This is a genomic window from Pseudomonas sp. 21LCFQ010, from assembly GCF_024129905.1.
Lineage (GTDB): Bacteria > Pseudomonadota > Gammaproteobacteria > Pseudomonadales > Pseudomonadaceae > Aquipseudomonas.
Genome location: NZ_JAMYDZ010000003.1, coordinates 43,381 through 56,028, shown reverse-complemented (window position 1 = coordinate 56,028; position 12,648 = coordinate 43,381). Strand labels below are relative to the sequence as shown.

The following is a 12,648-nucleotide window of genomic DNA, read 5'->3' as shown; positions in this document are numbered from 1 at the left end:
TTCTTATGAGCGATTCACCTCCTGTGAAAGTGCGACCAGGCTGTCCAGGCGTGCGCCATCGAAGGCGACCACCGTTGCGTGTTGCAGAACCTTGCGGCCCAGACCGGTCAGTACCGTTCCGGGAGGCATTTCAATCTGCAGCGTCACACCACGCTCGTGGGCGGTTTCGACCGTGCTGTGCCAGTCGATGACCCGGCACATGTTGAACGCCAGCTCGTCACGCAGCCGTTCGGGCTGAACCACCGGCCGCGCAGTGGTAGCGCTCAGGTAGCGAACCTGCGGCGGGCGCAGGTCGACGCGGCTGAACGCCTCGGCCAGTTCGCGGGCCGGCGCGTCGAGCAGTGCGCAGTGCGACGGCACGCTGACCGCCAGACGCCGTGTGCCACTGGCCCCCGCAGCCTTGGCCAGTGCCGCGACCTGTTGCATCGCTGCATCGCTGCCAGCGATCACCATCTGCCGTTCGGCGTTGATATTGGCCAGGTACACAGGGCCGTCGGCCTGGCTCAGCAATGCTTCGACCTGATGCTGGGCAAGGCCCAGAATCACGGTCATGCCGTAGCCCTGCGGATAAGCGTTGTTCATCAGCTCGCCACGCAGCGCGACCAGCCGCAGCGCGTCATCAAAATCCAGCGCACCGGCGATCACCGCCGCCGGGTAAGCACCGATCGACAGCCCGGCGACGAACGTTGGCATGGCGCCCCGCTGTTGCAGCAAACGCGCTGCGGCCACCCCGGCAATCAACAGGCACAACTGCACGGCACGAGTGCCGCGCAACATCGCTTCGCTGTCCAGGGCCAGGATGTCCTCGCCGAGTACGCCACTGGCCTGCTGCAAGGTCTCGCGCACCACGCCCTCATCGGGCAGGCGATGGAGCATGCCGGGCTGCTGCGCACCCTGACCGGGAAACACCCACAGGCTGCTCATGCACACGCCTGCGAGGGTTGCCAGGGATCGCTGAGCAACTGCGCGCCCTGATCGGTCTTGAGCAACACCTGCCTTGCACTGCCGGCCCATTCGCGCAACGCCAGGCCGCCGGCCGGCAATTGCAACTGCACGTCGACCCGGCACACGGCGTTGTCCAGTGCCGCGACAAGGTCTGCCGCCCATTGCCGACTGACCGGCACCGGTGTGCGGATGATCAGGTCCAGATCGCTGCCTGCATGCAGCGCGGCAATGCCGCTGGCCAGTTCATGACCGGCACTGCCCGCCACGCCCCAGACCAGCCCGCTGGCCTGCAACAGCGGCCGCAGCTGCGCCAGCGCCTGCAACGCCGGCCAGTCATGCGTGCCTTGTACATCGATCAATTGCTCCGGGCTGAGCCGCCGGGTAATCGCGGCCTGCGGCATGCTTGCCGCATAGCGCTGTTCACGACGCCGGCCACGAATGCCCACCGCCACCTGACCGGCGGCCACAATCCCACGGCGCACCACCACCGGGGGGTTATCGCCCAGCGCCTCAAACACCCAGTCGGGTGCCTCGGCAGGCAGCGGCATGCCCCACAGCAGGTCGTGCGCCAACAGCTTCATTACCATTGCTCGCGCAGCAACTGACGGACCTTGGCCGACGCGGCACGATGCCGGGCACCCAAACGGCCGCTCAGGTCATGTCCGCTGCGCCGCACGTCCTCAACCGCAGCGTTAAGCACCTGCCGCACCGCCGCCAGATCCTGTTCTTGCGGCTGCTCGATTTGCTCCACGCTGAGGGTTTCCCAGAGCAGGCCGAGGCTGGCGTAGTTGTCGATGTCGTAGGCCATCGGCGGGATGCTGGCGGCGAGTTTTTCCAGCTCTTCGACACTGCGCAGGGTGACCCGCGCCGCCGAGGCCTTGCCCATCGCATGTACCATCACGCCGGGGTCGCGCAGGGCAATCAACCGATTGGCCTGGTAGCCGTGGGCCAGAAATGCGCCGGACATTGCCTTGCCGACCAGCAAGCCGATCACCGGATGGCCGGCCAGCCGGGCACGGGCGTAGCTGGCTACGGCGCCGGCCAGTGCCTGATGGATGCCCAGCGCTTCTTCACGGCGGCCATAGGCCTGGCTGGGCACGTCGATGATCGCGATCAGCGCACGCTTGGTGTCATGCTCTCGGTCCAGTTCGATGACCTGATCGATTGCCTTGGCTAACCCCCAGCCTTCCAGCAATCCGACCTCGCCCTGACGGGCGCGCACAAAGCGGTTGTCGGCATCCGCCACCACTGCCACAAAGCGGGCCGGTTGCTCACCCAAATGACCGTCGGCCGCCAGCACCGAAGCAGGTAGACCCTCGACCGGTCGGGCACCGCCACTCAGGGCCGCGAACCAGTTAACACCACGTTGCGAAGCGCTCATGAGCGGGCTCCTTTATAGAGGTTACGCACGGTCTGCGGGTCGATCTGCGGCTCGCTGTCGAGCGCGGCCAGGCGTTGCAGGTAATCGGCGTACTGGCCGCTGCGATGCTGCGCAGGCACACCTTGCGCCAGCCAGCCGGCGACCTGCTGGCGAATCGCGCCGGTATCGTCAGCGGCAAAGCCATCCACCTGATTGCTGGCAAAGCGTTGCTCGCCGCCGGTCAGGCTCCAGATGAAGGGCCGGTCGCGCGAATCGTATTCCTCAATGCCGGCTTCCTGTTCGATGACCTGCGGGCCATTGAGGCCCAGCCGTGCTTCGCGGGTCACCAGCAGGTAACTGCACAGCCCGGCAGCGATCGACATGCCGCCGAAGCAGCCAACGCTGCCAGCGATCACGCCGATGACCGGCTGGTACTGGCGCAGGTCGACAATCGCCGCATGAATCTCGGCAATCGCCGCCAGCCCGAGGTTGGCTTCCTGCAAGCGCACGCCACCGGTTTCCAGCAGCACGATAGCAGCGGTCGGAATGCCCTTGCGGTTGTCTTCAGCCGCCAGCTCCAGCACGCCGGCCATCTTCGCGCCGCCGACCTCGCCCATGCTGCCGCCCTGAAACGCACCTTCGATGGCGGCAATCACCACCGGGCGACCATCAAGGGTGCCTTTGCCAACCACCACCCCGTCATCGGCCTGCGGCACTACGCCCTGCTGGGCGAGCCACGGCGAGATCACCCGCTGGAAAGGATCGATCAATTCACGAAAGCTGCCCTCGTCGAGCAGTGCCCTGGCGCGTTGCCGGGCACCGAGTTCGATGAAACTGTGCTGGTTGAGCAAGCGCGCGGTATCAGTCATGGCCGACCTCCTCAACACCCATCTCCTCGAAGCCTTGCTCCAGACGCAGGCGCACCACACCGGGGGTGGCACCAAAGTCATGGATATCAATGTTCAGCGCCGCCGGGGTCTGGCCCTCGAACATACGCTGGAACAGGTGCTGCCAGCGCTGCTGGGCACCATTGACCGAAGTCACCACCTGAATGGTCAGCTTGCCCGGCTGGCCAGGCTCGATCAGCACTTCAAGATCGCCAGAGCCGACACAACCAACCAGTGCTCGCCCGCGCGGCGGTTGCCCGGCGGTGAATTCAAAAGACAGGGTTTCCATGTTCAGAGACTCCTCGATGCGTGGCCGAGCGCAGGCTCCAGGCCATCGATAAACAGACAGGCGGCCAGCAGGTCGGCGGCGCCGCCTGGCGAGGCGTTCAAGCCAACCAGTTCGCGATCCAGCACCTGCAGCGCTCGACGCCCGGCCAGGCTGGCGCCACCGCCGGCGTCCAGTACCCGCTGTGCGCCGTGCTGCATGGTTTGCAGACCTTCAAGGCCGGCGCGGTGCAGCACACAGGTGTCACCCAGCGTGGTCATGATCGCCAGCAGCGCGTCGAGCCGGGCGTTCTGCTCGCCACTGCCTTGGGCGCGGCTGCGCTGCAGTTGTGGCAGGCCATATTGAGTGACTGCCGGGAAACCTTGCTGGGCCTGTTCTCGGGCACCGAGCACGCCATAACGCCGGGCCACTTCGCGGCCATTGCTGGCCTGGGGGGTGGCCCACCGATCGTCGATCAGCGCCAGCCGCGCCGCACGCAGGCAGATCCCGGCCGGTGACAGCTCATCAGGTGCCAGCGCCACCGCTGCCACCAGCAAGCCCAGCGCCCAGATTGCCCCGCGATGGGTGTTGACCCCGCCGGTGGTGCGCAACATCGCGGTTTCGCCTTCACGGCCCAGCTGGCCAAGGGTTTCACGCAATGGCTGGCCGACTTCGCCCAGTTCGATGGCCGCCTGGGCCATTTGCTCGAAGGTCGGCCACAGCGCCAGCGCCGAGGCCTGCATCAGCCCCAGGTGCATGTCGTGGTGCGCGCCACTGCTGCGCCGGTCGACCAGCGCGGGTTTGGGTGACAGTTCGGCTTCGTCGATCAGCGCTGCGACGGCCAGGTCGGCAAGCTGCTCGGTCAGACCAATCGAGGGCTGTTGTAAGTGCAGTGCGCTCATCACCAGCTCCTGAATTTGGCAGGCGGGTTGTACAGGCCACCGGACCACTCGACCAGCTCAGCGATGCTCTTGGCGGCGAGCAGTTCGCGGCTGGCATCGGTGCGGCGAATGCCCAGGTCTTCCGGCAATGCGATCAACCCTTCACGGCGCAGGCGTGCAGTTTCCCTGGGGTCATGACGCAGACCGATGGCGGTTACCCCGGCCACCGCAGCGATCATCGCCCGGCGCTCTTCGAGGCTGCGGGCCTTGTACAGGTAAGCGATGCCTTCTTCTGTGAGCAGGTGGGTGACGTCATCGCCATAGATCATGATCGGCGCCAACGGCATGCCGCTCTTTTTCGCCACTTCCACAGCATCGAGGGTGTCGACGAAGGTCGGTTTGCCGCCTTCCTGGAAGGTCTCGACCATCTGCACCACCAGCTTCTTGCCGCGCTCCAGATAGGCCGCCGGGCCATCGCCGGGTTCGGTGCGCATATCCAGCCAGGCCGGGGTGCCGTGGCGACGGCCACGCGGGTCGTGGCCCATGTTTGGCGCGCCACCGAAACCGGCCAGCCGGCCACGGGTCACGGTCGACGAATGGCCGTCGCCATCGACCTGCAGGGTCGCGCCGATGAACAGGTCTACCGCGTACTGCCCGGCCAGTTGGCAGATCTGCCGGTTGGAACGCAACGAGCCGTCACGACCGGTGAAGAACACGTCCGGGCGCGCCGCAATGTAGTTTTCCATACCCAGCTCGGTGCCGAAGCAATGCACGCTCTCGACCCAGCCGCTCTCGATGGCTGGAATCAGGGTCGGGTGCGGATTGAGGGTCCAGTTGCGGCAGATCTTGCCCTTCAGACCCAACGACTCGCCGTAGGTGGGCAGAATCAGCTCGATGGCGGCGGTGTTGAAACCGATGCCGTGGTTGAGCGACTGAACATTGTGTTTCTCGTAGATGCCGCGGATGGCCATCATCGCCATCAGCACATGGACCGGCTTGATATGGCGCGGGTCGCGGGTGAACAGCGGCTCGATGTAAAACGGCTGGTCGGCCACCACCACGAAATCGACCCAGGACGCCGGAATGTCCACCCGTGGCAAGTCGCTGACATCATCCACCAGCTCGTTGACCTGGACGATGACGATGCCGTCACTGAACGCCGCCGGCTCGATCAGCGCCGGGCTGTCTTCGGTGCTGGGGCCGGTGTAGATGTTACCGGCACGGTCAGCCTTGAAGCCGGCCGAGAGCACAACGTTGGGGATCAGGTCCACCACCAGCCGGGCGTAGAGTTCGATGTACGTATGGATGGCGCCGATTTCCAGCAGCCCGTCTTCAAGCAACTGGCTGATGCGCAGGCTCTGGGTGCCAGCAAAGGAGAAGTCCAGCTTGCGGGCGATGCCGCGTTCGAAGAGGTCCAGATGCTCGGCGCGGCCGACACTGGGCATGATCATGTGCAGATCGTGAATCTTGCCGGGGTCAACCTTGACCAGCGAGCGAGACAGAAAATCCGCCTGCTTCTGGTTGTTGCCCTCCAGCACCACCCGGTCGCCAGGCACCAGCAGCGCCTGCAACGCGGCGACAATATTCTCGGTGGGAATGACCACACCGTCGGCCAACGGCCTGACCTGGTCAAGACGCCGCTGCTTTTCACTGCGACGTCGCGACCAGCGCGCGTCGGGGTTTATTATCGTTGTCATGGTCACTCCACGATGATCGCTGTCGTGGGTCACCTTAGAAGCCGCCGGGCGCGGCATCAATCAAGCTCAGCGTGGAATCGTTACGCTCAGGTTAATGGTAGGACTAATGCCGATCAGTTAAGCGATTATCGAACCTTGCTCGGTCTCCGTGGGAGGGGCCGGCCGGCTCCTCCCACAATGACCGCGTTATCCTTAACTGATCGGCATTAGCCTGTAGGACCGGCTTTAGCCGGGAAGCTTTTGCTTTGGCCGCAAGCCCTTCGCGGCTAAAGCCGCTCCTACGGCCGTGTATCGTTATCGACCACGCCCGCGTCCACCAGCCACTGCTCCAGCCCCACCAGGTCCGGCACCCGGGCCAGCGTGTCGCCGACCTGCACCGCAGCCAGCTCCAGCGATGCCAGCGGTACATCGACGTAGCTCAACTGATTGTCGACCTTGCACGAGCGCGGGATGTTCTGGATCAGCAGCGCCAGATACCGGCGTTCGGCGTTACCGCCCAGCGCATTGAGCACCACGATGCGGGCCCGGCCGCCGACCTTGGTGCGTCCGCCGCAGGCGGCTTCGAAGCTCAGCAACGGCAGATCAAGCTCGCGCCAGCGGATATTGCCCAAATACCAGGCCGGGGCATTCGGGTCGGCATGGCAATCCTGGTAATCGATCAGTTCCGCGACCGCAACGTTGGGCAGCAGCAGGTAGCGGTCACTGAGCGGCAACAGCAGGCAGGTCAGGGTCGAGCGGCGGCTGGACTCGTAGGCGACATCAGGCATGCGGCGAACTCCAGCGGGCGATGCTTTCGAGCAGGACCGACTCCTGGTAGGGCTTGCTCAGATAATCGTTGACGCCCAAGGCCATCGCCCGATCACGGTGTTTTTGCCCAGAACGCGAGGTAATCATGATGATCGGCAAGTCGCGCAGCCGTTCATGCCGACGGATCAGGCTGGCCACTTCGAAACCATCCATGCGCGGCATTTCGATGTCCAGCAGCAGGATGTCCGGTGTGTGTTGTTCCAGCAGGCTCATGGCATCGACCCCATCCTTGGCGGTCAGCACCTGCATGCCGTGGCGCTCCAGCAGGCGGCTGGTGACTTTGCGCACCGTCACCGAGTCATCCACCACCATGACGCGCAGGGTCCGTTGCCCGGTGGCGCCAACCGGCAACAGGCGCCAGGCCGGTTGCTGCATCGATGCGCGGCCCTGCTGGCCACGCAACCAGGCGAGCAGGTCAAGGATCAACACCACCCGGCCATCGCCCAGAATGGTCGCCCCGGTAACGCCCTGGACCCTGGAAAACTGCGGGCCGAGGCTCTTGACCACGATTTCCCGGGACCCCGCCAGCGCATCGACCTGCACCGCCACCCATTGATCCTGCTGATGCACCAGCAGCACCGGCACCGGCTGCATTTGCTCGTGCAGGCGCGGCCGGCCAATGCCCAGCAGTTCGCCCAGATAGCGCAGGTCGTAGGTATGCCCGCCATACCGGTAACGCGGCGGCTGGCTCTGGTAATGCTCAAGCAACTCGCCGGGCATTACCCTGACCAGGCCCTCAACGGTATTGAGCGGCAAGGCGTACAGCTCATCACCGCACTGCACCATCAAGGCCCGGTTGACCGACACCGAGAATGGCAGGCGAATCCGAAAGTGTGTGCCCTGGCCCGGCACCGAGTCGATGCTCATCGAGCCGCCCAGTTGCTTGACCTCGGCATGCACCACGTCCATGCCCACGCCGCGCCCGGAAATCTGGGTGATGACTTCGGCAGTCGAGAACCCGGCCTCAAGAATGAACGACAGCACTTCATGGTCAGCCAGCACCGCATCGGGCTGGATCAGCCCACGCTTGATCGCCTTGCGCCGTACCGCAGCCAGGTCGACACCCAGACCATCGTCGCTCAGCTCGATAACGATATCGCCGCCCTCATGCCGCAGGTCGAGACGAATATGGCCCTGCTCCGGTTTGCCCGCCGCGATGCGTCGCTCGGTGCTTTCCAGGCCATGGTCCACCGCATTGCGCAGCATGTGCTCCAGCGGCGCGACCATGCGCTCCAGCACGCTGCGGTCCATATCACCTTCAGCATTGCCGACGTCGAATTGCACCTGCTTGTTCAGTTCGCCCGCCACTTGGCGCACCACCCGGCGCAAGCGCGGCACCAGGCGCTCGAACGGCACCATGCGGGTGCGCATCAGGCCCTCCTGCAACTCGGTGTTGACCCGTGCCTGCTTGGCCAGCAGCGTCTCGGCATAGCGGTTGCGCTGGTCGAGGGTCTCTTTGAGGTCCAGCAAGTCCGAGGCCGACTCGGTCAGTGCCCGGGACAACTGCTGGAGCTGCGAATGGCGGTCCATTTCAAGCGGGTCGAAATCTTCGTAGCCACGCCATTCGGCGTGGCTCTGCTCACGGCTGAGAATACTCCCCTGGGTTTCGGTTTCGAGGCGACGCAGCTGGTCGCGCATACGCTCCAGAGTGGTTTCAACTTCTACCAGGGTGGCCCTGGTGTCGAGAATCTGTTGTTCGATACGGCCACGAAAAATCGACGTCTCGCCGGCCAGGTTGACCAGTTGTTCCAGGTCTTCTGCGGCCACCTTGACCATTTCCGGCCCGGCTCGCTCGACTTCGCTCTCGGCGCCAGCGGCTGGCACCGGCGGCGCCACGACGACCGGCTCCAGCACATCGAGCTGGCGAATGTTATCGATCAGTCGAACGGCATCGGGCAGCGGTTGTTCGGCGCGCACCGCATCGAGCATGTCGGCCAACAGGTCATGGCCGCGCTGCAACAGCTCCAGCAACACCGGGCCGGGCTGGCGGAGCCCGGCAGACACCGCTTCGTAGAGCGATTCGATCTCATGGGCCAGATCGCTGATCGGCTTGATCTCGACCATCCGTGCACCGCCCTTGAGGGTGTGCAGGTCGCGCAGCAGCGTCTCGACTTCCAGCAGGTTATGCGGGTCAGCCTGCCAGCGCGCCAGGGCGGCACCGGCGCTGTCGAGAATATCCAGGCCCTCCTGGAGAAACACGGCGCGCAGTTCAGGATCACGCTCGGGGCCGTCGGCGGCCGGTTCAGTGGCAAGCGCCAGCCCGGCATCAGGGTCGCGGCCACTGGCGCGGCGCAGCGCCTCGATGGCCGCGATCAGCGCTGCCGGGTCGTCCAGGGTTTCGCGGTGGCGCAGTTGCTCCAGCATCAGGGCCAGATGGTCGTGGCTGGCCAGCAGCAACTCGGCCAGTTCCGGTGAATAGCCGTAACGCCGCTCGATCAGCCCGGCGTACAACGCCTCCAGCTCATGCCCCAGATTGCTCACCGGGCTGATAGCGGCCATTCGCGCGCCGCCCTTGAGGGTATGCAGATCACGTTGCAGCGACGGCAGTGGCGCCGAATTGTCCGGAGCCGTCAGCCAGCGCTGCAATGCCTCGCCAGCGCTGTCGAGGATATCGGCGGCTTCCTCCAGAAATATCGCGACAATTTCGTCGTCCTGGCCGCCCTCTTCGGCAAGCTGGTCGGTGGCGGCGCCCAGCTCGATGACCCGCTGGCCAGCGCTGGAAACCAGTCCGGCGGCGCCAGGCTCCAGTGCTTCGTCGAGCAGCGCATGCAAGGCCTCGATGCGATCGGCGCGCGGCTGCACGTCCTGGCCGGCGGCCAATTGGTCGAGCATGTCGATCAGTGCTTCATGGGCCTGTTCAGCCTCATGGAAAAACCGCTCACTGACTGCCAGGCTGCTTTCTTCAACCGCGCCGTACAGGTCCAGCAAGGCCTCGCACAGTTCATCGACCTGCGGCAATTCGGCCAGGTGCGCGCTGTGCCCCAGGCTGGTCAACTCATCAAGCAGGGTGGTCAGTTCCTGACGCTGGCCCGGATGCTCGCGCCAGCGCTGCAACAGGCCCTCGGCGTCGAGCACAATATCCATGCCCTGATGCAGAAAGGTGGTGATCGCCTTGGGGTTGAGGCGCTCGGCACTGCCGTCATCGGTGTCTTGCAGGGCCGCCGCAAGGCGTTGCTGCAGCAGCGAGTGCGCCGCCTCGATCACCTCAGCGGCCCCTTCAATGGGCGCCAGCGGCTGGCTGCCCAATTGCTCAAGGCCTTTGTAGAACAGCGGCTCGGCGGCGCGTAGCAGCTTCAATTCCGGTGTTTCAATGGCGATCAGGTTGGCCTTGAACTCGCGTATCAACTCGTCCAGTGCCTTGGCCAGTTCGGCAATCGGCAGCACACCGGCCATGTAGGCACTGCCTTTGAGGGTGTGCAGCGCACGGTGCAGGTCATCACCAATCGCGGAGGAGTCATTGCGTGAGGCGCTATCGAGAAAACGGTCGATGGTCTGCAAATGCCCCTGGGCTTCCTGGCGGAAGATCTCCAGCAATTGGGTGTCGGGTTCATCATCCGGCTTGCCATCAGCCAGCACCTTGGCCTGAGCGGCCAGGCGGTCGGCGTCTTCGCGCTGACGCTGGGCATTACTGGCGAAATCGCGGAGCAGCTCAGGCAGTAACGCCTGCACCCCAGCCAGCAACTGACGCACCTGTTGGTCAGCGACCACGCTGTCTTCAAGGATGCGGTTGAGCAGGTTTTCCACCGACCAGGCCAGCTCACTGATCACCAGCGCACGGACCATGCGACCACTGCCCTTGAGGGTGTGGAACGCGCGGCGAATGTCGGCCAACGTCTGGTTGCTGGCCACCCCCGGCGTGGCCAGGGCAACCAGCCAGCGCGGCAACTGCTCTTGCAGAGCGGCCAGGACTTCTTCGGCTTCCTCGATGAAGACCTCGCGCAGCTCATCGTCTACCGCCTGTTCGTTGAGCGGCGGTGGCAACAGGCTGGCCGGCATGTCGCGACCGGGCGGGTTGACCGCCGCCAATGGTCGCGCCAGCACCCGGGCAAGCTCCGGGCTTGCTGCGCCCGCAGCCAGGACCGGCTCTTCGAGCGCCTCCACCAGCGGCGCAGCCACGTAACCCAACCGTGCCAGGCTGGCCTCGGCCATCGCCAGCAAGCGGTCACCGGGGGCATCGTGGTCTTCGACCATGCGCTCAAGGTAATACTCGATGGCACTGAGCGCATCGGCCAGGTCGTCAAGCTGCGCGGCGGGCGGCGCGCTGTCGGCAGCCGACAACTGCTCGCGAACATAGTCGCTGCAGGCTGTCAGCAGGCCGGCGGCGGTGGCCAGCGGGATCATCGCCAAGGCCCCGCGCACCTGCCAGAGATGCTCATGCAGAGGCAGCAGGCGCGCTGGCGACCACTCGCCATCCAGCGCGTCGAGCAAGACGTCTCTGGCCTGTTGCAAGACCACCAGAGCTTCGCGAATCACCAGTTGATGAATGCGGGTCAGATCAGTGGTCGGCAGATGGCTCTCTTCACGGCGGGTTTCAGCGCTGCCGCCGACCATGCCGGCCAGGGTCGACTCGACGTAAAGCAGCGCGCCGGCCACATCCATCAGGGTCGCGTCGCTGGGCTCACGCTGCCCCTGGGCCATGCCCTGCACCACGCTGGCCTGGTCGATGATGACCTTGCGCGGCTGGCCGAAGCCCAATACCGCCAGGGTATCGGCAATCTGCCGCAACGACGGCAACAGTGCGTTGAGTTCGCTGACCCGCTGGCGGTCACCGCGCACGAACACGTCCAGCCGTTCCTTGGCCCGCACCAGGCCTTCGCACACCGCCAGGATTACGCTGCGCATGGCGTCGCGATCCGGCGCCGTCATCCGCGCCCGCTCTTCGAACACGATGTGGCTGGCAGGCAATGCATCGTCCAGCGCGTACTGTTCTCTGAGCGCCAGCACTTTCGCTGACTGGCTGTCGGATTTGGCGATATAGAACAGCAGGCTCTTGAGCAACTCGTCCGGCGCGGGCTGGTTGATCGCTGACACGCCCTGCTCGATCAGCCGTTCAAGCTCGTGGTCGGCATCCCGGAACAGGCTGCGCAGCGCAGGGCTGTTGGTAAAACTGCCAGCCGCCATGCTGTCGACCAGCGCCGAGGTGATGCGCCATAACGCTTCGAGCGGGGCGCCTTCGCACAGCCGTTCGAGATGGGCGAACACTTCAGTCAGGTGTTGCAACTGCGACGGCACATCCTGCTCGCGGATCAACCCGCTCAGGGCATCCTGCAGGCTTTGCCGCCAGGTGCGCAGCAGTTGCGCCAGGCCAGGAAAATCGCGCTGGGCCAGGGTCTGGGCGTCGAGCGGGCCGGTGTCATCGAGCAAGGGCGCAAACAGGCTGGTTTCCGACAGCAGGCTTTCGCCACGGACACTGCGCAGGTCGTTGAGCAACGGCAGGATCACCAGCGGCAGATCGCGCCGCGCGGTGTGAATACGCTCCAGATAGATCGGCAACTGGTTCATGGCCTGACTGAGCAGTTGCAAGGCTTCAGGCTGATTGGCCAGCCGTTGCCCACGCAGGGCCAGCGCCAGCTTTTCGATTTCTTCGGCGAGCAGCGCCGCGCCATAGAACTCGATCATCTGCAGGCAGCCATAGACCTGATGCAGGCCGTTCAGGCACTCATCCAGGGCCGCGCCCTTATCAGGGCTGGCGATATAGCCGTCCAGCGCCTGACGGGCCTGCGCGAGGGTTTCGGCGATGCTGCCTTTGACCCACTCAAGGGCGACATAGTCGTGGCGGTCAGGCATGGCGCGCGTGGCTCTGGCT

At 65.0% G+C, this 12,648-nt stretch carries 9 protein-coding genes; all 9 read right to left on the bottom strand.

What is annotated here, in order from left to right; all coding sequences use genetic code 11:
- Positions 1 to 3: 3 nt before the first annotated feature.
- Positions 4 to 924, bottom strand: a complete 921-nt coding sequence (mdcH, locus tag NJC38_RS05400; protein ID WP_253111941.1) for a malonate decarboxylase subunit epsilon — start codon at positions 922 to 924, stop codon at positions 4 to 6.
- A complete protein-coding gene (locus NJC38_RS05395; protein ID WP_253111939.1) occupies positions 921 to 1,532 on the bottom strand; it encodes a malonate decarboxylase holo-ACP synthase in 612 nt (203 codons plus the stop codon). Before NJC38_RS05395 ends, mdcH begins: the two co-directional genes overlap by 4 nt.
- The gene (mdcE, locus tag NJC38_RS05390) at positions 1,526 to 2,326 is read right to left on the bottom strand and encodes a biotin-independent malonate decarboxylase subunit gamma (RefSeq protein WP_253111937.1); all 801 of its coding nucleotides are present in this window, start codon (positions 2,324 to 2,326) and stop codon (positions 1,526 to 1,528) included. The genes NJC38_RS05395 and mdcE overlap by 7 nt, the downstream gene beginning before the upstream one ends.
- A complete protein-coding gene (locus NJC38_RS05385; protein WP_253111935.1) occupies positions 2,323 to 3,174 on the bottom strand; it encodes a biotin-independent malonate decarboxylase subunit beta in 852 nt (283 codons plus the stop codon). The genes mdcE and NJC38_RS05385 overlap by 4 nt, the downstream gene beginning before the upstream one ends.
- Positions 3,167 to 3,481: a malonate decarboxylase subunit delta gene (locus NJC38_RS05380; protein ID WP_253111932.1), complete on the bottom strand. Its 315-nt coding sequence runs from the start codon at positions 3,479 to 3,481 to the stop codon at positions 3,167 to 3,169. Before NJC38_RS05380 ends, NJC38_RS05385 begins: the two co-directional genes overlap by 8 nt.
- A 2-nt stretch (positions 3,482 to 3,483) precedes the next feature.
- A complete protein-coding gene (locus NJC38_RS05375) occupies positions 3,484 to 4,359 on the bottom strand; it encodes a triphosphoribosyl-dephospho-CoA synthase (RefSeq protein WP_253111930.1) in 876 nt (291 codons plus the stop codon).
- Entirely contained in the window at positions 4,359 to 6,035 is a 1,677-nt protein-coding gene (gene mdcA, locus NJC38_RS05370; protein ID WP_253111928.1) for a malonate decarboxylase subunit alpha, read from the bottom strand. Before mdcA ends, NJC38_RS05375 begins: the two co-directional genes overlap by 1 nt.
- Positions 6,036 to 6,313: 278 nt before the next feature.
- Entirely contained in the window at positions 6,314 to 6,802 is a 489-nt protein-coding gene (locus tag NJC38_RS05365) for a chemotaxis protein CheW (protein WP_045485969.1), read from the bottom strand.
- The gene (locus tag NJC38_RS05360; protein ID WP_253111925.1) at positions 6,795 to 12,629 is read right to left on the bottom strand and encodes an Hpt domain-containing protein; all 5,835 of its coding nucleotides are present in this window, start codon (positions 12,627 to 12,629) and stop codon (positions 6,795 to 6,797) included. Before NJC38_RS05360 ends, NJC38_RS05365 begins: the two co-directional genes overlap by 8 nt.
- Positions 12,630 to 12,648 lie beyond the last annotated feature (19 nt).